25 protein-coding genes are annotated in these 23,128 nt (G+C 67.1%); 8 read left to right on the top strand and 17 right to left on the bottom strand.

Going from position 1 to position 23,128, the window contains the following annotated elements; all coding sequences use genetic code 11:
• Positions 1-33 precede the first annotated feature (33 nt).
• Positions 34-1,329, bottom strand: a complete 1,296-nt coding sequence (locus ASF51_RS04735; RefSeq protein ID WP_055925878.1) for an exonuclease domain-containing protein — start codon at positions 1,327-1,329, stop codon at positions 34-36.
• Positions 1,330-1,551: 222 nt separating this feature from the next.
• Between ASF51_RS04735 and ASF51_RS04730 the strand changes: the two genes are divergently transcribed.
• The gene (locus ASF51_RS04730) at positions 1,552-2,724 is read left to right on the top strand and encodes a hypothetical protein (RefSeq protein ID WP_055925875.1); all 1,173 of its coding nucleotides are present in this window, start codon (positions 1,552-1,554) and stop codon (positions 2,722-2,724) included.
• Between the two features lie 663 nt (positions 2,725-3,387).
• Positions 3,388-3,822, top strand: a complete 435-nt coding sequence (locus tag ASF51_RS04725) for a VOC family protein (RefSeq protein ID WP_055925872.1) — start codon at positions 3,388-3,390, stop codon at positions 3,820-3,822.
• A gap of 203 nt (positions 3,823-4,025) precedes the next feature.
• Here ASF51_RS04725 and ASF51_RS04720 read toward each other — a convergent pair whose 3' ends face one another.
• Complete coding sequence (locus ASF51_RS04720) at positions 4,026-4,895, bottom strand: pentapeptide repeat-containing protein (RefSeq protein ID WP_082479537.1); 870 nt, start codon at positions 4,893-4,895, stop codon at positions 4,026-4,028.
• A gap of 248 nt (positions 4,896-5,143) precedes the next feature.
• Between ASF51_RS04720 and ASF51_RS04715 the strand changes: the two genes are divergently transcribed.
• Positions 5,144-6,388 carry an amidohydrolase gene (locus ASF51_RS04715; protein WP_055925870.1) on the top strand — a complete coding sequence of 415 codons (1,245 nt, stop codon included), beginning with the start codon at positions 5,144-5,146 and terminating at the stop codon, positions 6,386-6,388.
• Positions 6,389-6,648: 260 nt separating this feature from the next.
• Here ASF51_RS04715 and ASF51_RS04710 read toward each other — a convergent pair whose 3' ends face one another.
• Complete coding sequence (locus ASF51_RS04710) at positions 6,649-7,803, bottom strand: CU044_5270 family protein (protein WP_157412012.1); 1,155 nt, start codon at positions 7,801-7,803, stop codon at positions 6,649-6,651.
• Complete coding sequence (locus ASF51_RS04705; RefSeq protein ID WP_055925864.1) at positions 7,766-8,362, bottom strand: RNA polymerase sigma factor; 597 nt, start codon at positions 8,360-8,362, stop codon at positions 7,766-7,768. Before ASF51_RS04705 ends, ASF51_RS04710 begins: the two co-directional genes overlap by 38 nt.
• A 284-nt stretch (positions 8,363-8,646) precedes the next feature.
• Here ASF51_RS04705 and ASF51_RS04700 point away from each other — a divergent pair, with 284 nt between their 5' ends.
• Positions 8,647-8,886 (top strand): hypothetical protein, encoded by a 240-nt coding sequence (locus tag ASF51_RS04700; protein ID WP_055925861.1) that lies wholly within the window; start codon positions 8,647-8,649, stop codon positions 8,884-8,886.
• A 49-nt stretch (positions 8,887-8,935) separates the two neighbouring features.
• Positions 8,936-9,175: a hypothetical protein gene (locus ASF51_RS04695; protein ID WP_055925858.1), complete on the top strand. Its 240-nt coding sequence runs from the start codon at positions 8,936-8,938 to the stop codon at positions 9,173-9,175.
• Between the two features lie 42 nt (positions 9,176-9,217).
• Here the strand turns inward: ASF51_RS04695 and ASF51_RS04690 are convergent, their stop codons facing one another.
• Positions 9,218-9,559 carry a hypothetical protein gene (locus ASF51_RS04690; protein WP_055925855.1) on the bottom strand — a complete coding sequence of 114 codons (342 nt, stop codon included), beginning with the start codon at positions 9,557-9,559 and terminating at the stop codon, positions 9,218-9,220.
• A 78-nt stretch (positions 9,560-9,637) separates the two neighbouring features.
• Here ASF51_RS04690 and ASF51_RS04685 point away from each other — a divergent pair, with 78 nt between their 5' ends.
• Positions 9,638-10,153 carry a hypothetical protein gene (locus ASF51_RS04685; RefSeq protein ID WP_157412010.1) on the top strand — a complete coding sequence of 172 codons (516 nt, stop codon included), beginning with the start codon at positions 9,638-9,640 and terminating at the stop codon, positions 10,151-10,153.
• A gap of 83 nt (positions 10,154-10,236) precedes the next feature.
• Entirely contained in the window at positions 10,237-10,647 is a 411-nt protein-coding gene (locus tag ASF51_RS04680) for a YkvA family protein (protein ID WP_055925850.1), read from the top strand.
• A gap of 86 nt (positions 10,648-10,733) precedes the next feature.
• Here the strand turns inward: ASF51_RS04680 and ASF51_RS04675 are convergent, their stop codons facing one another.
• Positions 10,734-11,723 (bottom strand): NAD-dependent epimerase/dehydratase family protein, encoded by a 990-nt coding sequence (locus tag ASF51_RS04675; protein ID WP_157412009.1) that lies wholly within the window; start codon positions 11,721-11,723, stop codon positions 10,734-10,736.
• 590 nt (positions 11,724-12,313) lie between these two features.
• On the opposite strand from ASF51_RS04675, the gene ASF51_RS04670 reads away from it, so the two are divergent.
• Positions 12,314-13,108 (top strand): IclR family transcriptional regulator, encoded by a 795-nt coding sequence (locus ASF51_RS04670; RefSeq protein ID WP_055925844.1) that lies wholly within the window; start codon positions 12,314-12,316, stop codon positions 13,106-13,108.
• On the opposite strand, the gene ASF51_RS04665 is transcribed toward ASF51_RS04670, so the two are convergent.
• The 11 genes from ASF51_RS04665 to ASF51_RS04615 form a co-directional block, all read right to left on the bottom strand.
• On the bottom strand, positions 13,038-14,279 hold the full coding sequence (locus tag ASF51_RS04665) for an MFS transporter (RefSeq protein ID WP_055925841.1): 1,242 nt from the start codon (positions 14,277-14,279) through the stop codon (positions 13,038-13,040). The two genes, ASF51_RS04670 and ASF51_RS04665, sit on opposite strands and share 71 nt — an antisense overlap.
• On the bottom strand, positions 14,272-15,189 hold the full coding sequence (locus tag ASF51_RS04660) for an alpha/beta fold hydrolase (protein WP_055925838.1): 918 nt from the start codon (positions 15,187-15,189) through the stop codon (positions 14,272-14,274). The genes ASF51_RS04665 and ASF51_RS04660 overlap by 8 nt, the downstream gene beginning before the upstream one ends.
• Positions 15,189-15,893 carry an SDR family NAD(P)-dependent oxidoreductase gene (locus ASF51_RS04655; protein WP_055925835.1) on the bottom strand — a complete coding sequence of 235 codons (705 nt, stop codon included), beginning with the start codon at positions 15,891-15,893 and terminating at the stop codon, positions 15,189-15,191. The genes ASF51_RS04660 and ASF51_RS04655 overlap by 1 nt, the downstream gene beginning before the upstream one ends.
• Positions 15,890-16,543, bottom strand: coding sequence for an isochorismatase family protein (locus ASF51_RS04650; RefSeq protein ID WP_055925832.1), 654 nt, complete (start codon positions 16,541-16,543; stop codon positions 15,890-15,892). Before ASF51_RS04650 ends, ASF51_RS04655 begins: the two co-directional genes overlap by 4 nt.
• Positions 16,540-16,842 carry a Dabb family protein gene (locus ASF51_RS04645; protein ID WP_082479535.1) on the bottom strand — a complete coding sequence of 101 codons (303 nt, stop codon included), beginning with the start codon at positions 16,840-16,842 and terminating at the stop codon, positions 16,540-16,542. Before ASF51_RS04645 ends, ASF51_RS04650 begins: the two co-directional genes overlap by 4 nt.
• Positions 16,843-16,854: 12 nt before the next feature.
• A complete protein-coding gene (locus ASF51_RS04640) occupies positions 16,855-17,598 on the bottom strand; it encodes an arylmalonate decarboxylase (protein WP_055925826.1) in 744 nt (247 codons plus the stop codon).
• Between the two features lie 28 nt (positions 17,599-17,626).
• On the bottom strand, positions 17,627-19,501 hold the full coding sequence (locus tag ASF51_RS18950) for an FAD-dependent monooxygenase (RefSeq protein WP_200926085.1): 1,875 nt from the start codon (positions 19,499-19,501) through the stop codon (positions 17,627-17,629).
• Between the two features lie 75 nt (positions 19,502-19,576).
• Complete coding sequence (locus ASF51_RS04630; protein WP_055925822.1) at positions 19,577-20,356, bottom strand: SDR family NAD(P)-dependent oxidoreductase; 780 nt, start codon at positions 20,354-20,356, stop codon at positions 19,577-19,579.
• Positions 20,353-21,162 (bottom strand): SDR family NAD(P)-dependent oxidoreductase, encoded by an 810-nt coding sequence (locus ASF51_RS04625; protein ID WP_055925819.1) that lies wholly within the window; start codon positions 21,160-21,162, stop codon positions 20,353-20,355. Before ASF51_RS04625 ends, ASF51_RS04630 begins: the two co-directional genes overlap by 4 nt.
• Positions 21,159-22,334: an ABC transporter substrate-binding protein gene (locus ASF51_RS04620; protein WP_055925816.1), complete on the bottom strand. Its 1,176-nt coding sequence runs from the start codon at positions 22,332-22,334 to the stop codon at positions 21,159-21,161. Before ASF51_RS04620 ends, ASF51_RS04625 begins: the two co-directional genes overlap by 4 nt.
• 82 nt (positions 22,335-22,416) lie before the next feature.
• On the bottom strand, positions 22,417-23,127 hold the full coding sequence (locus tag ASF51_RS04615; protein WP_369797300.1) for an ABC transporter ATP-binding protein: 711 nt from the start codon (positions 23,125-23,127) through the stop codon (positions 22,417-22,419).
• Position 23,128 lies beyond the last annotated feature (1 nt).

Here is a 23,128-nt window from a genome sequence, read left to right as displayed (position 1 = left end):
GTGTACTGGGCCGGAATGGTTCTTGTTTTCTATTCAAGTGTTTCCGCTAAGAAGCCGCTCCAGCCCCGTCTCGTTCACAATCGCGATCCCATAATCGCGCGCCTTCCGCGCCTTCCCCGACAACGAATCCGGGTCCGACGCGACCACCAGCTTCACCTTCTTCGAGATCGCCGGCCGCGGCACAAAACCTCGCTGCTCCAACTCTCGATGCCAGTCCTCGCGGCTGCGCCGCATGTCACCCGTGAGCACCACGTAGTCGCCGACCTCTAGGCGGAATCCGCCTGCGGAACGAGGCGAAGCCGAGCCATCTAAGCCGAGGCCATCGGCATCCAACGGCGCCGCATGCCTGCCGGCGCTCTTCGGCGGCGGCTCCACCGCCGCGGCCACGTAGACAGCCGGAAGCCCAAGCAGGGTAGCGACCGCGGTGAGGTCCGCGATCTCATCGAGCGTGAGCACCCCATCCGACCAAGCCACATTCACCACGGCCTCGAAGTACTCGATGTGCAGACGTTCGCACGTTGATCGGCTGATGCTCAGCTCGTCTGCCACGCGCACGAGCGAGTTCGCCTCGTGCACCGACAGCTGCCGATCCAGCAGGCACTGGTCGAGCAGAGCCCAGTAGTTCTGGTGCTCGGCAGGCCCGCCGAACTCAGGCAGCTTTTCAGCGATGCGCTGCAAGAAGGTCAACGTGTCGCTCGAGGCGGCGGTCGCCTCTCGTGCTCGCCACACCTCGTCGAGAACGGTCTGCCTCGCGAGCGTGGGCCACACGGTGTCAAGCGCGCGGTCGAGGGTGTCATTCCACAGTTCGGATCCCTCTGAGGCTGCGATGTACTCCCCGAGAAGGCGAGCCGTAGCCGCCGCATCCACACTGGCCCGGTGAGCGTGCTCGAGCTCGATATCGAACGCGGCGCAGCAATCGGCGAGCGAACGTCCCGCCCCAGGGATGAAGTCTCGAGCCAGCTGCATCGTGCAGAGATGCTCGATGTCCAGCACGGATGCCGGCGGATAGCCCGCGCGAGAAAGCTCGGCAAGCAGAAAGCGCAGGTCGAAGCTGGCGTTGTGCGCTACCAGCACGCGGCCACCCAGCAGCTCGACGAGATGCGGGGCAATGGCAGCAAAGGTGGGTGCGTCGAGAATGTCGGCCGATCGGATGCCGTGGATGTGTTGTGCCCCGAGGTCGCGCTGCGGATTGACCAGAGTCTCCCACTGTCCGGTTACCCGCCCGGCGTCGCTGACGTGCACGACGGCGACCTCCACGACGCGATCATGCCCGCCCGCGAAGAGGCCGGTAGTTTCGAAGTCGAGAACGGCGAAGCCTGGTCCGGCCATGATGAAACCCCCTTGTTGATACCTTCTCGAAGGTATCGGAGGTGCGTACTCGTCGGGCAGCCCTCGAACAGGGCGCGGTCAGCGAAGCCAGGTACCCAAAGTGCTGACAGGCATTCCATTCCTGTCCCGCATCGAATGCAATGACCGTAGAGCGACTTGTACATGGAGTCGATCTACGCTGGCCGTCGCGTGAGATCTGGACGAATCAAATAGATTGCTCACATGTCCAAACGAGTACTGGAACAGCACATTGCCGTCTTCGGAGAGAGTGGGAGCGGGAAAAGCGTTCTGATTTCGTCTTTCTATGGACTCATGCGAGAGAAACGAACGCAGGAGAGAACGCGCCTCGATGTCGTGGCCGATGACCCTGGGCAGGGTGACAAGCTTTATCAAAACTATCTGGGCATGAGCCGTGATGGGCGCGTTCCCCAAGCGAACCGTTTCTCGTCAGTTCATTATTCGTTTACAGCTCGCCTCAAGCATCGCTCAGAATCGAAGAAGTCGTCCGACTACGACGGAATTCGACTGGTCTGGCACGACTACCCGGGCGAATGGTTTCATGAATCACCAAGCGGCCCTGAAGAGGCGCAACGTCGTGCCGAGACCTTCCGCGCTTTGTTGGCGTCGGATGTGGCGATCATCCTCGTAGATGGGGAAGAGGTGAAGCGGAATGCTGGACACGAGGGTGAGTACCTAAAGCTGCTTTTCACCAATGTAAGAAACGGGCTTTTACCCATCGTGGAGGACCTGACGGACTCGGGTAAGCCTCTCGCACGATTCCCTAGGATATGGATGTTCGCGCTCTCGAAATCTGACGTGCTACCCGACTTCGACGCAGCCGATTTCCGAGACCTCGTTATTCTCTACGCTGCCCACGAAGTCGGCCAGCTTCGAGATTTGCTTGGACGGGTCGTCCTCGGCCGTGAGGCACTATCGGTCGGGGAGGACTTTGTACTGCTCTCGTCTGCGAACTTTTCTCCGGGAGTCATCGAAGTATCAGAGCGTGTAGGGGTTGACCTCATCATGCCGATCGCCAGCGTGCTTCCACTCGAGCGCTTCGTGCGGTGGGCCGAAGCCCGAAACCTGCGCGGCAAGGTAGCTGAAGCCCTGCTCGGCCAAGCCAGCGCAATCGCGGGTGTTGTAGCGGTGCTGGTTGGTTTGATTGGTCGAGTTGCCAAACTTCCGGGGCGTGTGGGCGCCATCGCCGCCCTAATCTCGTCAGTGATCTCTAAGGAAATGATTGACAAAGCAGTGAACCTCGCCGGGGACAAGCTTCGTCAAGCCAATGCCGAAGCTGTCTCAAAGGGAGACTACCTACGGGCCGCACTTACGCAGTTCGGAATTGATCTTGAAGAGGGCGAAGGGCGGAATGTCCTCCTGCGGAGCCGTCGATGAGGATGATCTGGGCCACGCGTGGCCGGACATGGGGATTCCGATTTCTTCGTCGCGGAGGCCTAGATGATCCGCTGCCTACCTACTCTGCAGCCTTCGATGGATTCGACGGAGTCGAGCAACTCTGGACCCGCTCCGGCAAACTAACCGCGCTGCGTTTTGGCGATCCTTTGGGCAGGAAAGACCGAGCCGGCAGACTGATACCGCACGATTTTGTGATCTTAGGCGACCCCTCGACTGAGATAAATTCAGTCTCCAGCGGAATCGAACTTGTCTGGCAACTTGTCGCCGCGGACTACGCCCGTGACTACGACCTCCCACAACCGCTCGAAAACGAATCCTAAGCTGCCGTCGATCAGCGGGAACCTCGGACGCCGTCAGTTTGAAGGACGTCGAGTTCTTTGCTAATGCCCTCGCAGACCCCGACTCATACTGCCCATTGCCGATCGACGAAACGATTGACGATGTTCTTGGATGCAGCAAGTCCCTTCATACCGAAGCCTAGAAGCGTAACAAGCGCGGATTGGGCAGAGTCTTTATTCGGAGCGTCGAAGACGTCAGACCAACCATCCGGGAGCTCATTGGTCCAGCTGAGCGCAGGCTTGTCCGATTGATCAGTAACGATTCGATGACTAGTCGGCTCCTATCCCGTGCAACGATGGTCCGATGCCCACCCCGCCCAACCCTGCCCTCGTCCCCGAACTGCTCGTCACCGATCTCGGCCGCAGCCTCGCCTTCTGGCGCGACCTGTGCGGGTTTGGGGTCGCCTACGATCGGCCCGAGGAGCGGTTCGCCTACCTCACGCTCGGATCGGCGCACCTCATGCTCGAGGAGATCGGCGACGGGCGGCACTGGGTGACCGGACCGCTCGAGGCCCCTTTCGGTCGCGGCATCAACTTTCAGATCAGCGTTCCGGATGCCGAGTCGCTCAGCCAGTCAATGCAGGACGCCGGGGTCGAGTTCTATCTGTCGCTCGAGACGACCTGGTACCGCGTCGGCGACGAAGAAGCCGGAGTGCAGCAGTTCCTCGTCACCGATCCCGACGGCTACCTCGTGCGCTTCCAGTCGTCGCTGGGCCGCCGGGCCGCAGCTCAGGCCTAGCCCAAGGCCCAGCCCGCCATCGGCCGAGAAGCCCCCGAGGGCGCCGGCCACGATCGACGTCGTCGAACACGGAACCGCGCCACCGATTCGCGGCGGAGTCACCGAAGAATCCACCGAACCGTTCGGCGTACGCATCGCGTTAACGCGAGCTCCACGTCGATCTCGCAACGTCCGAGCCCGACAAGACGAGCAGCAGCTAACGTCTAGCCAAGCCAGTGCCGCGGCCTCCTGAGCGCAGGCGGCAGCACGGTTGCGCCGTCGCCCTGAGCTGCATCGACTTGCAGCTGCGTGAGAAACAGCGCACGCGACAGGTCCGCTCCGTCGAGCCGCGCGTCGCGCAGATCCGCACCGAGCAGGTCGACGCCCGCCAGGTCGCCGCGGCGAAGATCCGCCGCGATGAGGTACGCACCGCGGAGATCGGCGCCGCACAAACGAACTGATCGCAGGTCGCGACCGACCAGGTCCGCCGCCGGATGCAGCTCGCTCACGCCGGCAGAGGCAGCGGCAGCGGCAGCGGCAGCGGCGTAGCCGCCGCGCGCCTCTTCGCTCACCTCGATCAACGTGCTCCGCGCGTCTGCGCGAATGCTCGCGACATCAGCCGCCAGGATCGATGACGCATCGTCGTCTAGAGTCCGCAGGATTTCGCTTCGGAGCTCGTTCACCTGCTCCGCGAGGTCTGACATCGTGGTGAGTTCAGCAGCTTCAACCAGATACCAGAGCATCTCGTGCAGCTGCCGCACCACGGCGAATGTGCCGAACATGTCAGCGCTAGTGTCGGGGCGCTCCTTCCAGCTCGTTCCCCCGAACAGGGTCTGAGACACGTATTGGCCCGCACCGAAGCAGTCGAAGACAGTGCAGCCGCGAAAGCCTCGTGGCCGTAACGAGTCGTGGATGGAGCAGGAGAACTCGTCGGTGAGATTCGAGCACGGTGTACCCGCCGGCTTATCGATCGGAAAGTCGGCAGATCGTTGAAAGCCGAAGGCCGTGCAGCAGAGCGCGAAGCAGTCAGCACAATTCGCTCGCAGGGTTGAGCGGATGTCGGTGGGCACGTCGGAAGAGTCGGCGAACGTCATGAGTGAAAGGTCTTTCTGAGGTGGTTTCGTCAGGGGGCCAGGGTGCAGGGGAACTCCGCAAGGAGCTCCCTCTGCGGGCACACGAAATCAACGCCCCTCGAAGGAGGAGCAACCGGGTGTCGCTGAATGGCCTCTGGGTCACAGAGAGAAAGAAGGTTTCACTGAGCTCAGGGTAGTCCGATGCCCGGCGCTGCAGCTCACCCGCCGTCGCATAGCCGCGCTCGCGAGGCCGGAGTAGGGTGTCGCCCATGGTCCCAAACGCCGACAGTTTGACCTCGCTGACGCACCTCTACAAAGACCTGCACGCGCATCCGGAACTCTCTTTCGAGGAGCACCGCACCGCCGCGATCGTCGCCGAGCGCATGTCGGCGCTCGGCCTGCAGGTCGTCGAGGGCATCGGCGGCACGGGCGTCGCCGCGGTGCTCGCGAACGGCCCCGGGCCCACCGTGTGGTTGCGCGCCGATATGGATGGCCTGCCGGTCGCCGAACTCACCGGGTTGGATTACGCCAGCACCGCCATCGCGACCACTGCCGACGGTGTCGAGACTCCGGTCATGCACGCCTGCGGCCACGACATGCACGTCACCTGGCTGGTCGGTGCGATGGAGCAGCTCGTGGCGCAGCGCGACGAGTTCTCGGGCACGATCGTCGCCGTGTTCCAGCCGGCCGAGGAGGCGATCGCCGGGGCGCAGGCCATGGTCGACGATGGACTTCTCACGAAGGCGCCACGCCCCGACCTCGTTCTCGGGCAGCACGTCGGGCCTCTGCCCGCCGGCATCATCTCGCTCACCTCCGGAGCAGTGATGGCCGCGGCCGATGACATCTCGGTCGTGATGCACGGCCAGGGCGGCCACGGCTCGACCCCGCAGCGGACCATCGACCCTGTGCTCGCCGCGGCATCCACGGTGATGCGTCTGCAGGGCATCGTCTCGCGCGAGGTGACCCCGGGCGAACTGGCCGTCGTCACCGTGGGAAAGCTGCAGGCCGGAACGAAGAGCAACATCATCCCGGCCGACGCGTCACTCGGCGTCAACGTGCGCTCGGTCGAGGCCGCCACCCGCGAGCGCATTCTGGCCGCCGTCGAACGAATCGTGCGAGCCGAGGCCACGGCATCCGGAATGACGACCGACCCCGACATCACCCTGCTGGCCAGCGCGCCGGCCACCGTGAACGACGCCGAGGCCACCGAGCGACTGCGAGCGGGGTTCGTCGACGCCTTCGGCGAGAGGGCGGTCATCGACTACGGAACGATCTCGGGCAGCGAAGACGTGAGCGTGCTGTCGTCGAGCGCGAGCGTGCCGCTGGTGTTCTGGTTCACGGGTGGCGCCGATCCGGTCGCGTTCGCCGAAGCATCCGCCGCCGGCCGGGTCGAGATCGATATTCCGAGCAACCACTCGCCGTACTTCGCTCCGGTGATCGAGCCGACACTGCAGCGCGGCGTCGAGGCGCTGGTCGTGGCGGCGCGCACGTTTCTGGAGGCGCCTGCGGGCTGAGGGGCTGATCTCGACGCGGTGCTCGTTCCCTGAGCTTGTCGAAGGGCGCCGCTTCTCGTTCCCTGAGCTTGTCGATGGGCGCCGGTTGAGTAGCTCGAGGCCGCCCTTCGACAGGCTCAGGGAACGGGGCGGGGTCGGAGGCAGGGACGGCGCGGGGGCGGGCTAGTCGATCGGTGCTGAGGCGTCCGCCGGCAGCGGCACCTCCACCGCGTACGTCGTCGGCAGCCACAGCGCCTCCGGCCTCACCGCATCCGACGCGCTCAGCACTGGAAGTTCCCGTTGCCCTTGTCGACGCAGCCCTCGCGGTCGAACTGCCCGTTCTGCGTTCCGCCCTCGGGAGCCGAATCGACCACCGAGGTCCGCACCGCCGTGAAGCCCGTCGTCGTTCCGGCCGGGAAGCCCCAGCCCTCGTCACCCAGCTCCACCCGACGTTCCCCGATGAGCGCTCCGGTCTGCGTGTCGATGATCAGGTCCTGCCTCGAATTGTCGGCCGACTCCACCCGGCCGATCGAGATGCCCGTTCGTCCGTCGAGGTTGGCCACCTGCTCGGTGATCTCGACCCCGGGAATTCCGGCGGCCGCCTGGTAGAGCGCGGCACGGACATCCGCCGGCGCCACCCCGGTGCGCAGGGTGTCGGCGATCCAGCCGAGCGCCGCGCCATCCGCCGAATTGCCGCCGCCCGCCGTGACCTTATATATGTAGTTCAGCAGCTGCTGCGGATCCCTCGGCAGGGCATCGAAGTCGGGCACCGTCGAGTTGCCATAGAACTGCGCGTCGGGAGCCCGAAGCAGCTCGGGCACGCCGTCGGCCTCGGCCACCTCCTCGTCATAGCTCTTCTGCGCCAGCGCCTTACCCTCTGCGTTGAACGACGCGTACGGCTCGCGGAACGACCGCACCCACACCCAGTCGTCCGATCGATCCGCCGGAACATAGAGCTTGTCGCGGTTCATCGTGAGATAGCTCACGTAGTCGCCCGCCTCGGTGTACGTGGTGTTGCCGTAGACCGCGTCGGTCTCGACCAGCAGGTACTGCCCGGGCGCCACCACCGGGTCGGAGTTCTCGACCGCCGCGAGCGCCGCCGCCTGCAGCGCGTCGGCCGCAGCCGGCTCCGCACCACCGCGCCACCCGGCGAATCCGAGCACGTTCGTGGCGATCAGGGCCACCGTCAGCGCCCCGGCACCGAGGGCGCCCAGGCCGACCCAGCGCACCGGATGACGTCGCTTCGCGACGGCTGCCGCGGCATCCGGCGTCGTGCCCCGAACCCGCGCGCCCTGAACAGCCAGACCGGCCCGCGCATCCATACCCGCCTCGGTACCGGCGCGCTCGAGCAGAGCCGCGCGCCCCCGATCGAGAGCGGCCTGCTCGGGCTCGCGTACCTCAGAGCGAATCCGGCGAAGCAGAGACAATTCGTCCATGATCGACCTCCTCATCACGGGCAGCGCCCGGATCGATTGCGATGCGCAGCTTGCGGCGTGCGCGATTGAGACGTGAGCGAACGGTTCCGACGGGCACACCCAGAGCGGATGCGACGCCCTCGTAATCGAGGTCACCCCAGGCATACAGAAGCAGGGCGTCGCGATCGCCGGCCGGAAGCCGACGAAGCGCGCCACCGATGCGTCGCGCCGTGGCGCTCGCATCGAGGCGTGCCGCAGCCTGTTCGATCGCGTCGATGTCGACGCGGCCGAGATCGGATGCGACGAGGCCCTTCCATGCGCGCGCTTCGAGCCGCGCGTGCTTCTTGATGAGGTTCGTCGCGATGCCCAGCAGCCAGGGCAGGGCATCGTGCGATCCGTCGAAGGCGGCCCGGCGCTCGAACGCGACGAGGAACGTCTCGCTCATCACGTCGTCGGCAGCCCCCGCATCCAGCCGCCGCGCCGCGTACCGGTGAACGGTGCGCGCGTGGCGATCGAATACCTCGGCGAACGCCCCTGCGCTATGCAGGGAGCGCTCGATGATCTCGTTGTCGGTGCTCACAATGGGTATTGCACGATCCCGAGGATTAAGTTCACGACAAGTAGTCTCCCCGGTCGAGCGGGTTGCGCCGGTCGAGCGGCAGCGCACCCGCCGCGCCGGTCGAGTAGCCCGAGGCCGCCTGCGGCCGAAGCGTATCGAGACCACACCCGCCAGCCGAGTTGCCCGAATCGGCCGCCTCCCCACCCATTGAAGCGGCAGATCCGGGCAACTGGGCGGAGGGCGAAGAGCCCGGCCCGCCAGGCGAGGGGCTTTCTCGAGCGGCTTGTCCCTGAAAGACTGCATGAATGAGCACCGGTGGCGACAACGACGACTCGACCCCGAAGAGGTTTCGACGCCTCCGGTTCAACCCCCTTCGCGAGATCCTGCCCTATGTCTGCATCGTTGTCGGAATAGTGATGGCGGCTAGGAACGGGTTCACCTTCTCGGGAAACGAAGGCGTTCTGGTGATCTGCAGCCTCGCCCTGGTTGCCGTCGGCGTCATCGCGATCCCCGTCAACCTGTGGATGAAGAAGCGCGGACTCTGACTATGCCCGCCCGCGTCACCGAGCTACGGAAGTCATCATGCGATCACGAATGATCAGGTACATCATCGCCTCGCGCTGGACCTTTACCCTGGTCGGCGGACTCACCCTGGTCTCCACCTCGCTCTCCAGACTCTGGAGCGATCCGCCCGTGTGGTTCGTCATCGGAGCGGTCGCAGTCGGGATGATGTTTCTCACCGGACTGGCTGGACAGGTCGCGTTCCTGCTGTCACGCCGGGAGTCGACCGCAGCACGCCAGACCTCGAACGACACGGTCGATGAACGGAAATAGTCCGGTGAGCGCGTGACGGTGTTCCAGTCTCGGAAGGCTCGTTCATAGCTGGTCCCTGGTTTCGTCGTCGTCGAACGACACCCAGGGCTGCCGCGCGACATAGGCGTAGAAGCCGATGATGAATAGCTTGCTGGCCGCCAGAGGGAACAAGCCCCACGCGAACGCGTACCCGGCACCGACGAAGACGATCCCCAGGGCAATCGCTATGGCGGCTCCGAGTAATAGAAACACGCCGCCGGCCACGTTCAGCCCCGGTGACGCATTCATTGACAGCTGCATGTCACGCAGACGATCCGAGCCTTTCAGCTGTCTCGGCATCACTACGACGACGGCAAGAAAGACGGCGCAACAGGACCACGGAAAAAGACTTCCGGCAAGATCCATTGCGCGCCCCTCGGTCTGTCTACTTCACCACCGCCGCAACTCCTTGTGCAACTGAAATCGGCGCCACCAAGATACTGAGTGACAGAGACAGTGCCATTGAATGGGGAAGCCATGAGCGGTCGACACGGCAAGAAGGGCAGGCCGAACACAGTCCTCATTGCGATCATCAGCGGTGTCGCGATCGCCGCCTTCGGGCTCGTCATCGCATTCGCAGCAGACGCCTTCTGGGGGGCCATGATCGGGCTTGCCGGCGTCGCGCTCACGGGGGCGGCAGCGCGCATCCGAACCGACCGTCGCAACAGAGCAGCCGAAACCGCTCATGGTCCTGGCTCCCTCATCCAACAGCGGATGAGGATCAACCGATCGCGAAACTCAGGGCTGCAGTTTTTGGCAGCAAGTGCGCTTTTCCCGGCCCTCGAGGTGATTTTGGTCAGCATCAATCCGGATCGCCCACTGAGATTGTCCGCGATATTTCCCACCGTCCTGTTCGTCACCATTGGAATCACACAACTGGTTCTGGCTGCAAAAGAGCGAAAAAACTTCGAGAACGAGTTCGGCAGGGAAGCCGGCAAACAGCAGGCCGTGGAACACTGAAGCGCGCCGCTAACGGGCAACGGCGCCACTCTGGAACGAGCGTGTGCCCGCTCCGAGCGCGCTCGAGTAGCTAGCGTTACCCCATGGAATGGTGGCAGGTGCTTCTCGGCGTGCTCGGCGGCCTCGTGCTGCTCTGGCTCGCCCTGATCGCCGCGCTCGCCTGGATGTCGCGAGGCAGGTCCGAGAAGATCACCCTTGTTGCGGCCCTTCGCCTCGGCCCAGACATCGTCCGACTCACGCGCAGGCTCGTCGCCGATGCCACCGTTCCTCGCGGCGTTCGGGTGTGGCTCGTTGTGCTCCTCGGCTACCTGCTGATGCCGATCGACCTGGTGCCCGACTTCATTCCCGTGATCGGCTATGCCGACGACATGATCGTCGTGGCCCTGGTGCTGAGGTTCGCCACGCGCCATGCGGGGCCGGATGCCCTCGAGCGCCACTGGCCCGGCACCCCTCAGGGGCTGAACGCCCTCCGCCTGCTGGCCGGACTCGACTAGCCGGCATCCAGTTGCCCGAATCCGCCGCCTCCTCGCACACCGAAGCGGCAGATTCAAGCAACTGGGCGCGGGCGCGGGACTACTCTTCAGACGCGCTCCGAGACCCGGGCGACGAACGCGTCGATTCGAGCATCGAGTTCTCGGTCGACCACCCGTCGGCTCGGGTCCTCGTCGTACCAGTCGACGATCTCCCGGGCGCCGAGGGAGAACGGCACGCTGGCGACGAAGTCCGGAACCAGGGAGGTGATCTTGCTGTTGTCGAAGATCAGGGAGTGCGCCTTGTCGCCGATGATTCCGTCCGCCCACTCCGGGAAGGCCTGCGCCACCTCTGCCGACGCCGCGTGCACGAGGTTCGCCGTGGTGCCGGCGGCGGCCGCGAGCTCGTTCGCGATCATGTCCCAGGTGAGGATCTCGTCGCCGGTGATGTGGACGGCCTCGCCGATGCTGCGCGTGAGGCCGAGCAGGCCCACCAGGCCGCGAGCCACGTCCCGGTGATTGGTGAGCGTCCACAGCGAGGTACCGTCGCCGTGCACCAGCGTCGGCTTGCCCTGCCGCATGCGTTCGATCACCGTCCAACCGCCGTCGAGGGGCACCAGCGTGCGGTCGTAAGTGTGAGACGGACGCACGATCGTGACCGGAAAATCGTCTTCCTCGAACGCCTGCATCAACACCCGCTCGCACGCGATCTTGTCTCTCGAGTACTGCCAGAACGGGTTCTTGAGCGGAGTCGACTCGACGATCGGAAAGCGGGTCACCGGCTTCTGGTACGCCGACGCCGAACTGATGAAGATGTACTGGCCGGTTCGATCGCGGAAAAGGTCGACGTCGGCCCTCACCTGCTCGGGGCTGAAAGCACGGAAGTTGACGACCACGTCGAACGTTCTCGTGCCGAGAGCGTCCCGCATGCTCTGCGCATCCGTCGAGTCGCCGATGAGGGTTTCGGCACCCTCGATCGCAGGCCGCGAGGTGTCGCGACCCCGATTCAGCAGTGTCAGGTCGAAGCCTCGCTGCACCGCCAGCCGACTGCAGGCCGAGCTGATGATGCCGTTTCCGCCGATGAAAAGGACTTTGAGCATGGTGTCTTCCTTCTGAGAGGCTGTCATATTCACGCAGGCACGTCCGTGACGTCGCACTCATCCCAGGCGAATCGTCATCGGCCGCGCTCCAGCTTCGCACCCCGCGCCCATCGGCCGCAGACGCTTGAACCCGACGCGCTTCCGTGTGTCCCAGGAGAACGCCGTGCCAAGATCGTGGCGAACATCAGATCGATCACATTGCATGAATATGTCTGGAGTCCTTAGAAAACACAACGCCCCGCATCGAGCGGGGCGTTGGCAGGTGCGGGAGGCCTTTCAGCGTCCTGCCGTATCAGAGTACATCAGCGGTCTGACATCAGACCGAGGTCCGGCAGAACTCGAGTCCGTTCGGTATGGATGAGCGGGCCGCGGCTATGCCTATGGCAGCCATCGATGACCGTCGGAGTGCGCTCGGAGCGATCTCGATACGTCGGCTCCTTCGTCGCGCGACTACTCGATCAGCGCAGAACTGCGCCGGTCGAGTAGCCCGAGGCCGCCCGCGGCCGAAGCGTATCGAGACCATACCCACGAAGCGCGTTGTCATAATATAGAAATAGCGTTCTCATTCCGAGCAGCACAGGAGTCACCCCATGGCAGCCGAACCCACCGAGCCCAAGCGCGTTCCCGGTGCGGAGAGCAGTCGCAAGCTGCTTCAACTGCTGCTGAGCTTCACCGTGGAACACCCCACCTGGACTGTCGCCGACCTCAGCCACGCTCTCTCGATGCCTCAGTCGATGGTCTACCGCTACGTGGCCCTGCTGCGCGAAGTCGGTCTTCTGGACTCGGCGTCGGGCAAGGCCTACCGCGTCACCGATCTCGCCCAGAGCCTCGCCGAGGCCGCGAGCGTCGCTCGTGCACCGCTCTCCGACGTCTCGCTCCCCTACATGACGGCGGTGCGCGACGAGATCGACGAGACCGTTCTGGTGAGCCGCCGCAGCGGCTGGTTCAGCTACTGCGTCGAACGCGTCGAATCCCGCCAGCCGGTGCGCCTGCAGTTCGAGCGAGGCCAGGCCATGTCGCTGCACTCCGGCTCGATGTCGCGCATTCTGCTCGCCGCCATGAACCCCGCCGAACGCGAGTCGTACTTCGCCCGCTTCCCCGACGCGCTCGAGTCCAAGAACAAAGACCGCCTCGGCGACGAAGCACTGCGCGAGGTAGCCCGGCGCGGCCACACCGAGAGCTTCGAAGAGGTCGACGAGGGAATCTGGGGCACGGCCGCCGCCATCACGCTGGGCGGCGAGGTGATCGCCAGCATCGGAACGGCGGCCCCGATCTACCGCGTCGACGAAGCCCAGCGCGCCCGCACAAAGCAGCTCATCGTCGACGCGGCTGCGAAGATCTCGGCGGGCCTGCAGGCCCAGTCGTCCGCGAGCCGGGCAGGCTGAGCCCACCCTCGAGGCGAGATGCGAGATAGGCCGCGACACCGGATGCGACGGCGCATCCAGCCGCGACAGCCCAGCCGACCCCGAGGCCGGCCTGGGTCCCAAGGAACCCGAACAGCAGCGGGCCGACGGCCCCACCCGCGTAGGCACCGCCCTGCACTAGGCCCGTGGCCGATGCGGTGAACGCGCCCGCGCGCTGGGCGATCGTGTAGTGCACGAGGCCGTTCCACCCCCAGCCCGCGCCGAACGCCAGCACGCAGCCCGCGATGAACACCGGCCCGCTGCCGTAAGCGATTCCGCCGAGGCCGACGGCGCCCAGCAGCAGCATCACCGCCACCGTGCGCATCGTTCCGCCGAGGCCGCGGTCGGCCGCCATGCCCACGGCGATGCGCACCACGATGCCGGCGATGCTCGCGCCCACCACGATGAAGCCCGCCTCGGCCGGGCCGAAGCCGCGCTCGACGGCGGTCTGCACGGTGAAGCCGCCGATCACGTTGGCCTGCGCCACCCCGAGAAAACCCGAGACGGCCATCAGCAGAAAGTAGGTGCGCAGGGTGCCGGTGATCCCGTCGCCCTTCCCAGCGCGGCGCCGGGCCTCCAGGGCGGGCACGAACAGGCCGATGGCGAGAAGGGTGAGCGCGCACAACGCGGCGCCCACAATGAAGGTCGCCCGCCAGCCGAGTGTCAGCGCGATCAGCGGAACTGCGATTCCCGCGCACAGCGTCGAAATGGGAATGGCCGCCTGCTTGATGCCGAACGCGGTGCCCGTGAAGGTCGACCGCACGGTCGCCAGAATCAGCGCGTTCGACGGCGGATGGCCGAACCCGTTCGCGGCCCCGGCCACCAGCATCCACAGGGCGAACCACGGCCACGACGGCGACGCGAACGCCACCCCGACCATGGCCACGAATGCCAGGCCCACGGTGAGCATCAGCGTGGGCCGCACACCCCAGCGCTCGGCGATGCGACCCGCGGGCCGCGAGAACACCGACGACGACGCCCAGAACACCGCGATCACGATTCCGAGAATCGCGGCGGTCAGCCCGAGGTCGGCGTTCGCCTGCACCGAGAGGCTGCCCGCCAGGAACACCGGCAGCACCCCGCACACGGTCGTGGCGACCGCGATCGCGATGCCGGCGAACGCGCCGCGCCGGGTCCGTGCCGGCTCAGACACCGGATGCGCGTGCGAGCGTCTCGCCCGTCAGCTCGCCCACGAAGGCGGCGACCCTGTCGGCCACGATCGTCTCGAAGCCGCCGTACCAGTGGTCGCTGCCCACGATCGGGCCGCCGGTCGCGGGGGCGTCGATGCGGTCGAGCAGGCCGGCCCAGGCGGCGTTGCGGTCTTCGGTCTCGCCCCACATCATGAGCACCGGCGAGGCATCGCGGTTGACGGCCTCGATCCACAGACCCTCGGGCTGCGAGGCCCGCTCGATGAGAGAGCGCGCCGAGATGGCCCAGTACCACGAGGGCAGCGCCATGATCTCGTCGGGGCGACCGGCCGCAACGAGCGCACGGGCCTGCGCCAGCGCGGCGTCGAGCTCGCCCTCGCCGGGAAACCACCAGCCCAGCGCCGTGGTGTTCGTGAACAGCGGCGACAGCAGGATGCGACCGGCTACGGGGTCTCCCGTCACGCCGTACTCGCCGGCGTAGTACCCGCCCGACGAGTGGCCGCACACGATGATCGTTTCGTAGCCCTCGGCGCGCAGCCACGCGATGGCCGCGGCCACATCGACCTTGCCGTCGTCGAGCGCCTCGTACATGCCGCCCGCCACCGGGCGGTCCTCGCGGTCGGTGTTGTAGGCCAGGTCGTGGCAGCGCATGTTGAGTGAGAGGTGGGCCACGCCCGGCAGCATCTCGGGGAGGAACCGCGCCTGCACGCCCAGCATGTTCGCTCCCTTGCCGTGCAGGTGCAGCAGCACGGTGCCCGACAGGGGTGTCGATGAAGACGACGCCGTCGGCGACGCGACGGGCGCGGCCGGGTAGTGCAACGCATCCAGAACCCAGCCGTCGGCCGTCGCGACGGTCACCAACTCGGTGCGGATGCGCGCCAGCCCTGGGGTCTTGGGCTTGGGGATGGCGGCCATCAGTGCATCACCGTCCCGCCGTCGACGACCAGCGTCTGGCCGGTCACGGATGCCGCGGCGCCCGACGCGAGAAACCGCACGGCGGCCACGACGTCGGCGGTCGAGATGTCCTGGTCGAGGGCGCGCGTGGCACGGAAGGCGGCCGCGCCGTCGGAACCCCAGAGTTCCTGCTGGCCGGGAGTGGAGACGAGGCCGGGCGCGACCGCGTTCACGCGCACGCTGTCGGGGCCGAGGGCCAGGGCGAGAGCCTTGACCAGGCCGATGACCCCGGCCTTGGCGGCGGCATACGAGAGCATCTGCGGGTGTCCCTTCAGGGCGACGGCCGAGGCGATGCTCACGACGCTGCCCCGCGCCTCGCGCAGGCCGGCGCGCAGCGAGTGCACGGCGAAGTAGGTGGAGTTGAGGTTGATGTCGATCTGCTGCGACCAGATGGCCGGCGTCAGGTCGTCGAAGCTCAGCAGGGGCCAGGTGCCGACGGCGGTGACCAGCACGTCGACCCGGCCGATCGCATCCAGTTCGGCCACCGCGTCGGCGTCGGTCAGGTCGACGACGTGCCCGACAGCACCGAGCGACGCGGCGATCGAGAGCACCGCGACGTCGCGGTCGACGAGGTGAACCGCGCTGCCGTCGGCCACGTAGGCGCTCGCGAGCGCGCGGCCGATCTCACCGGCACCCCCGGTGATCACCACGACGTGCGCGGTCATCGGCTCGTCCCGGCCAGATACGTGCGCACCTCGTCGAGCGACACGACCTCGCCGATCTTGGCCTGGATGTCGAACAGGTTCGCCTCATGCGGGCCGGGCAGCCGATCGCCGACCGCCTCGCGCACGACCACGGGAACGAAGCCCGCCTGCATCGCATCGGTCGCGGTCGCGCGGATGCAGCCGCTCGTGCTCAGACCACCGATCACCAGGGTGTCGATGCCCAGCGCGGTGAGGGTGGCCGCGAACGAGGTCCCGGCGAAGGCGCTGGGGTACTGCTTGGTCACGACGGTCTCGCCGGCGAGCGGTTCGAGCCCGTCGATGTAGCCCGAGTACGGGCTCTCGGGGTCGAGCCATTTCAGGGCCGGCACCTTGCGGCGGAACACTCCGCCGTCGGCCGGGCCGATCACCACGCGGGTGACGAACACCGGGATACCCGCAGCCCGGGCCGCCGAGAGCAGCTCGCGCATGCCGTCGGCCGCATCCTCGACACCCGCGTAGAGCGGGCACTCGGGGTCGACGTAGGCCAGGGCCGGGTCGACGAGCACGAGCGCCGGGCGTCGGCCGAGCGCGAGGCGCCCCGCGAATCCGGCTGACTCGTAATCAGTGGTCGCGTCAGTGGTCGCCGCGTCTGTGGTCGCCGCGTCTGTCACGCGACGGCCCCGTCGACCTGCACGAAGGCCTTGGATGCGAGGACCGGCGCGATCCGCTCCGTCACGACGGCTACGTGGGCGGGATGCCCGCCGTACGCCTGCCACGACTCCGCGGTGTCGAAGGTCATGGCGAAGACGATCGACGCATTGCCCTCCTTGAGCCCGAGGTCGAAGCGCACGTCGGCCTTCTCGAGGCCGGGCACGACCCCCACCAGAGCCTCGAGTCCGTCGCGGATGCTCTCGCGGTCGGCGGCCGTCGCCGTGTCGACGAGGGTCAGCATTCCCATGTGTACGGTCATTTCGCTTCTCTCCTAGTGCTCGGCCATCAGCGAGCCGAAGCCCTCGAGCCGGTCGTCGATTCCATTGGTGCGGTAGGCGTGCCACACGGTGGCGGTGTTGATGGCGATCACGGGCTTGCCCAGTTCGGCCTCCATCTCGGCGGCCACGATCGAGGCGGGCAGGTTGGTTCCGGCCTGGATGAGCAGGTCGACATCGGGCCCGTCGACGAGCCGGAACGCCGCCTTGATCTCGTCGGGCGTGACATCGCCGATCGAGGTGGCCGAGTCGCACTTGAGACCGTGGATGGCGGCGACCTCGTATCCCATCTGCTCGAAGAAGTCGACGACCTGCTGGTCTCCGACGGGCTGATACGGTGTGATCACGCCGATGCGCTTCGCGCCGTAGGTGTCGAGCGCCGCCTTGCAGGCCGCGGCCCCGGTGGTCACGTCGAGGCCAGAGAGGTCGTTCATCCACGACGCGAACTCGGCCGCTCCCTCTTTGCCGCCCCAGAACGTCTCGGCCGACATCCCCATGACGAGGTAGTCGGGCTTGGCCGTCATGACGCCCTTCACCGCAGAGCCGATCTCCTCGCGCAGGCTCTCGAGAAAGGCCACGAACGAGGCGTCGTCGTCGAGGATCGGGTTCGGGATGAAGATGCGACCGGTGTGCCACGAGACGCCGGGCACGCGCATCCAGTTGAACTCGGCCTCGACGACCGTGTTGGTCGAGGGCAGGATGAGCCCGAACTGGGCCCGGGGCGACGAGATGCTGACCATGAGTGCTGTCCTTCTGGGAGTGGTTGTTTCAGTGGGCGAGCGCGGCGGCGGCCGGAACCCGGGCGCCCTCGATGACGATGCGCACCCCGGCGAGCATGAGCTCCTGCAGACTGGCGAGCTCGGCATCGGGCGGGGTGAGCAGCACGAGCGGAACCTGGGGCACCGCCTGGTGGATGGCCTGCAGCTCGTCGAGGTCGACGATGCCCACGAGGCCGAGCAGGTCGGCGCCCGCGGCCACATACTGCGTGCCGCGCTCGATCGCGACAGCCACGGGGTCCGTGTCGGCTCCGCTCGCGTCGACCGGTCCGACCGTCGCGAGCACGAGGATGTCGCGCCGCGCCGTGTGCGCGGCCGAGACCGCGGCGGCCACGACCGATGCGTCCGCGTCGCCGTGGTCGGCGATCTCCACGGCGGCCACGTCGCTCCGCTCGAGGGCGGCGGTCTCCGAGGCGACGGCCGCGGCATCCACCAGGTCGATGCCCAGCCCCAGGATCACCGGGGCCGCACTCGCGGCCGTGACCGTGTGCAGCGGGTCGGCGAGCAGCTGCGAGTGATGCGGTTCGAGATAGGCGACGGATGCGTCGGCCGAGGCCGCGCTGTCGAGCGCGGCTCCGGTGATCGCGCCCTCGCGGACGAGGTCGGAGAGCCGGCGCCCGGCGGGGAGCTGACCGGCGGGGCGAACGGGGGTGAGCCCCCTCAGCATCCGGCGCTTCGACACCTCGAAGCTCGCGATCATCGAGCTGCCGCGCAGGTAGGCCCGCAGGCGCACCGGGTCGGCGGCGATGTCGGCCATCTCGGTCTTGCGTCCGGCGCGCTGGGCGGCGTCGCGCTCGCGCATCTCCTCGTAGTTCTTCTGCGTGTTGGCCTGCACGTCGCCGGCGGCCGCATCGCGGCGAACCGTGGCGTAGGTCGCGACGGCGCGCACCGGATCGCCCCCGTCGAGGGCGTAGCGGATCGCCTGCACGGCCGCGTGGGCGTCGTGGATGCCGCTGTTCATGCCCATGCCGCCGAGCGGGTTGTTGATGTGCGCGGCATCGCCGGCCAGCAGCACGCGGCCCTGGCCGAACGTGGCGGCGAGACGCTGGTGCACCTTGTAGATGGTGCTGTGCGCGATGTCGTAGGGCTTGTCGAGGGCGATGACTCCCTGCAGCCGCTGTTGGACCCGCGCGGGGTCGAGGGCCTGGGCGTCGGTCTCGTCCTCTTCGATCGGAAAGAGCACGCGCCAGTGCTTGGGCGTGCGCAGCAGCACACCCCAGTCGTCGGGATCGTAGATGTAGCTCACGTAGGCGAGGTCGTCGAAGTCGTCGAGAAAATCGTGCGTGGTCGAGGCCACGAGGAACCGCTCGGGGTAGGTCACGCCCTCGAACGCGATGCCCAGGGAGTTGCGCACCTTCGACCCGGCGCCGTCTGCGGCGAGCACCCAGTCGGCGGTGTACGAGGGCTCGCGCCCATCGCCGGGAAGGAAGACGTAGGCCTTGTCGGTGCCCATCTCCACGCGCTCGACCGGCGCGTTGTAGCGCAGGGTCACGTGCGGCATCGCCTCGAGGTGACGCCGGATGATGCGGGTCACGTTCCCCTGTTCGTTCTGGATGCGGAACGGGAACCGGGTGTCGCCCTCCAGCGCCTCCATGTCGAGGTGCGCCAGCAGCTCGCGATTGTGGCCGCGGTACTGGAAGCCGGGCGCCTTGAGCCCGGTCTCGATCAGCTCGTCGGCCACGCCCAGCTCGTCGAGGATCTCGAGGCTCGGCGGGTGAAACGTGGATGCACGTGACTCGCTCGACAGGTCGGCGCCCGCCTCGAGCAGGGTGACGGGGATTCCGGCGAGGGCGAGGCTGAGGGCGGCGGTCATGCCGACCGGCCCCATTCCCGCGATGACAATGGTCGGCTGCGTCTCGCTCGTCACGATGGCACCTTCTAACTTGTGGTTCATAAGAGTGGGTGGGGTGATGGGTTCAGCGGGCTTCGTCGGTCAGCCGGTTCAGTGGCGTTCGACGAGCAGGTCGGGGAAGCCGTCGAGCGGCATGCCCGCGACAGAGAGCTGGCCGGCATCCACGGGCAGGATGTGCCCGGTGATCATCGACGCGTCTGCCGAGAGCAAGAACGCGATCGCGTCGGCGATGTCCGACGGGTCGGCCATGGTGCGCAGCGGAACGCGCAGGGTCAGCCCCTCTTCGCCCTGCGTCTGCCGCATGAACTCGGTCATCGGGGTGCGCACCAGCCCGGGGGCGACGGCGTTGACCCTGATTCCGTGCATGCCGAGCTCGCCCGCGAGCGCCCGGGTCATGGCCACGATCGCGCCCTTCGAGGCGTGATAGTGGGCGCCGAGCCCGGCGACATGGCCGAACGCGACGGTGGAGGCCACGGTCACGATCGCTCCGCCGCGACCTCCGTCGATCATGGCCCGCGCGGCCGTCTGGCAGGTGAGCGCCGTGGCGAGCACGTTCACGGCGAGCGTGGTCGACCAGGTGTCGACTCCGGAGTCCATGAACGACTCCTTCACCGAGACGCCCGCGCAGGCCACCAGGCCGGTCAGCTCGTCGGCCGCGATCTCGGCGACCGCCGCGACGAGCGCGGTGGTGTCGGATGCGTCGACCGTGGCCCAGTGCCCGCGTGACTCGGGCGCCAGCTCGTTCCACCAGTCGATGCCCTCGGGAGAGGTACGGTCGAGCACCGAGACGCGCGAGCCGGTCGAGGCGAGCAGCTGTGCGGTGCCCGCGCCGATGCCAGACGCTCCTCCGGTGATGAGTACGTGGTTCACGCTGTCCTCCGTGCGAGATGGGGGCTGTCGCGGGTGTCGATGGGCGAGGGCTCGTAGCCGGTGATCGGGGCGCCCGCCGAAGCGACCTGGCCGCCGTCGACCGGCAGCACGTGGCCGGTGGTGAGACCGGATGCCGGTGACAGCAACCATGCGGCGGCCGCGGCCAGCTCGTCGGGTTCGGCGAGCCTGCCGGCGGGTGCGCGGCGGCCGAGGCGGGACTCGCCCTGGGCGTCGCGCTGCGGAACGGTCATCGGGGTGCGCACGACGCCCGGGGCGATGGCGTTGACCCGGATCCCGTGCTTCGCGAGGTCCCCGGCCGTCGACCAGGTCACCCCGAGAACGGCCGCTTTCGACGCGTGGTAGGCGAGTCCGAGGCCCGAGACGTAGCCGATGCCGGCGGTCGAGGCCACGGTCACGATGCTGCCGGGGCGGCCGCTCGCCACGAGGTGACGAGCGACCGCCTGAACGGCGGCGACTGTTCCGCCCAGGTTGATCGCGAGGGTGCGATCGAAGTCGTCCTCCGTCACCTCGAGCACGTTCTCGCGGGAGGCGATGCCGGCACAGGTGACCAGGCCGTCGATGGCGACGGACGCGATCTCGTCGATCGCCGCTGCCACCGCCGCCCTCTCGGCGATGTCGACGACGACCCAGGTTCCGCGCGACGACTCGTCGAGCTCAGCCCACCAGGGGCATGCGGTCGAGGGGGTGCGGTCGAGGATGGAGACGCGCTGGCCGCTGCGGGCCAGCCGACGGGCCAGCGCTTCTCCGATACCCGATGCGCCGCCCGAGATGACGGTGTGGATCACTTCGGGTCGACGCTGAGCGACTCGTCGGTCGTGTAGACGCCGTCGACATAGTGACCGAGGGTCACTCCGAACGACAGGTTTCCGTCTTCAGTTCCTTCGTGGACGCCGCAGATGCCTTCGGTCGAGGGCAGCGACTGCAGCGCCTTCTGCAGCTCGGCGGGGTCGGTGCCCGCGGTCTTGAGCGCGTCGGCGAGCAGGTTCATGCCGTCGTAGGCGATGGCCGCGTACTCGGTGGGAGCCTCTCCGTACTCGGACTCGTAGTCGGCCGACCACGCGGCGAGGTCGTTGTCGACGGCAGCCGACGGAACGCACTGGTTGCGGTTGTAGATCTGCTCGAAGCCCTCCTGATTGAGCTGGGCGTACGTTCCGCCCTGCAGACCGGCCACGAAGGTGGGCAGCTTGACGCCGGCGGTCGCGAGCGCGTTGGCGACGACGATGTAGTCGGCCTGCTGTCCGTAGACGAACAGCATGTCGGCGTCGGAGCCGCGGAGGTTGTTGGCCTGGGTGGCGAGGTCGACGTCGCCCGACTGGAAGATCTCCTCGTCGACGACGTCGATTCCGAGGTCGTCCGCCGTCTCGTTGACGACTTCGGATGCGCCGGTTCCCAGCTCGCCGCTCTCGCGGAGCAGGGCGATCTTCTTCACGCCGAGGGTCTCGGCCGCGAACTCCACGGCGGCCGTCGTGGTGACGGCGTCGCTCGAGGTCATCGAGAACGCCCAGTCGCTGCCTGCGGCGAGCTTGGAGTTGGTGCCGCCCATGATCACGGGGATTCCTGCGCGGTCGACCTGCGTCATGACCGCGAAGCCCTGCGTCGAGACGGGGAAGCCGATGACGGCCGCGGGCGATTCGCTGGTGATGCGGTTGAAGGCGTTGAGGGCGGTGGTGTCGTCGGCTCCGCTGTCCTCCTGCACGAGCTTCAGGTTCGCGCCATCGATACCGCCGTCGGCGTTGATCGCCTTCACGGCCATCTCGAGGCCCTGCGCCATCGGCAAGCCGAGCACGGCCGATCCTCCGGTGGTGGGCAGCGCGACGCCGATGGTGATGTCGGCCTTGTCTCCGCCGTCGGCGGACGCAGACGAGGAGTCGCCGCTCGACGAGCAGCCGGCGAGCACGACGAGCGTGGTCGCCGCGGCGAGGAACGCCGCAGTCTTTCGGGTGGTGGTCAGTGCCATGAGGTGTTGTCCTTCGGGATGAGCGATGTGAGGTGCATAGGGAGGGTGGAGATGGGAGTCGGCGGCGCAGTCGGGCGGCGGCTTACGACCCCAGGTACGCCCTCCTGACTTCCTTGTTGTCCTGCAGTTCGGCAGCTGGCCCTTCGGCCACGATGCGTCCTGTCTCCATGACGTATCCGCGGTCACTGGCGCTGAGCGCAAGACGGGCGTTCTGCTCGACCAGCAGCACGGAGAGGCCGTGGTCACGGCTGTACCTGCTGATGAGCTGCACCACTTCTGTGGCGAGTTTGGGGGAGAGTCCGAGCGAGGGCTCGTCGAGCAGCAGCAGGCGCGGCTGGGCGATGAGAGCCCGGCCCATCGCGAGCATCTGCTGCTCGCCGCCCGAGAGCGTCCACGACAGGCTGTCGCGGCGCTCCTCGAGGCGAGGGAAGATCTCGTAGATCTCGCGGATCTTCGCCTTGAGCGCGGCACCGTGCAGGTTGCTGGCGGACGCCGCGACGTCGAGGTTCTCGGCCACCGTGAGGGCGGCGAAGACGCGTCGGCCCTCGGGAACCAGGTTGAGTCCGTGGCGTGCCAGCCAGTCAGTGCGGCGGGTGGTCGTGACATCGCCCGCGAACCGGATGCTGCCACTGACGGGCTTCACCAATCCGACGACGCCCTTCAGGGTGGTCGACTTGCCGGCGCCGTTCGCCCCGATCAGGGTGACGACCTCGCCCTCGGCGACGTGCATGGTCACCCCGCGCACCGCGGCGGCCGCGCCGTAGCTCAAGACGAGATCGGTGATCTCCAGGATG

Origin of the sequence: Agreia sp. Leaf283, from assembly GCF_001422485.1 — a bacterium.
GTDB lineage: Bacteria > Actinomycetota > Actinomycetes > Actinomycetales > Microbacteriaceae > Agreia.
The sequence above is the reverse complement of the archived record's forward strand: the minus strand, read 5'-3'. Positions and strand labels throughout refer to the sequence as shown.

Coding starts and splice junctions, on each gene's coding strand:
- ASF51_RS04660 (WP_055925838.1), bottom strand. CDS start 15,189: ATGGCCGCCATCCCCAAGCCCAAGACCCCAGGGCTGGCGCGCATCCGC.
- ASF51_RS04670 (WP_055925844.1), top strand. CDS start 12,314: ATGGCAGCCGAACCCACCGAGCCCAAGCGCGTTCCCGGTGCGGAGAGC.
- ASF51_RS04690 (WP_055925855.1), bottom strand. CDS start 9,559: ATGGATCTTGCCGGAAGTCTTTTTCCGTGGTCCTGTTGCGCCGTCTTT.
- ASF51_RS04680 (WP_055925850.1), top strand. CDS start 10,237: ATGGAATGGTGGCAGGTGCTTCTCGGCGTGCTCGGCGGCCTCGTGCTG.
- ASF51_RS04695 (WP_055925858.1), top strand. CDS start 8,936: ATGATCAGGTACATCATCGCCTCGCGCTGGACCTTTACCCTGGTCGGC.
- ASF51_RS04645 (WP_082479535.1), bottom strand. CDS start 16,842: ATGACCGTACACATGGGAATGCTGACCCTCGTCGACACGGCGACGGCC.
- ASF51_RS04730 (WP_055925875.1), top strand. CDS start 1,552: ATGTCCAAACGAGTACTGGAACAGCACATTGCCGTCTTCGGAGAGAGT.
- ASF51_RS04715 (WP_055925870.1), top strand. CDS start 5,144: ATGGTCCCAAACGCCGACAGTTTGACCTCGCTGACGCACCTCTACAAA.
- ASF51_RS04710 (WP_157412012.1), bottom strand. CDS start 7,803: ATGGACGAATTGTCTCTGCTTCGCCGGATTCGCTCTGAGGTACGCGAG.
- ASF51_RS04700 (WP_055925861.1), top strand. CDS start 8,647: ATGAGCACCGGTGGCGACAACGACGACTCGACCCCGAAGAGGTTTCGA.
- ASF51_RS04620 (WP_055925816.1), bottom strand. CDS start 22,334: ATGGCACTGACCACCACCCGAAAGACTGCGGCGTTCCTCGCCGCGGCG.
- ASF51_RS04735 (WP_055925878.1), bottom strand. CDS start 1,329: ATGGCCGGACCAGGCTTCGCCGTTCTCGACTTCGAAACTACCGGCCTC.
- ASF51_RS04655 (WP_055925835.1), bottom strand. CDS start 15,893: ATGACCGCGCACGTCGTGGTGATCACCGGGGGTGCCGGTGAGATCGGC.
- ASF51_RS04720 (WP_082479537.1), bottom strand. CDS start 4,895: ATGACGTTCGCCGACTCTTCCGACGTGCCCACCGACATCCGCTCAACC.
- ASF51_RS04725 (WP_055925872.1), top strand. CDS start 3,388: ATGCCCACCCCGCCCAACCCTGCCCTCGTCCCCGAACTGCTCGTCACC.
- ASF51_RS04640 (WP_055925826.1), bottom strand. CDS start 17,598: ATGGTCAGCATCTCGTCGCCCCGGGCCCAGTTCGGGCTCATCCTGCCC.
- ASF51_RS04675 (WP_157412009.1), bottom strand. CDS start 11,723: ATGCTCAAAGTCCTTTTCATCGGCGGAAACGGCATCATCAGCTCGGCC.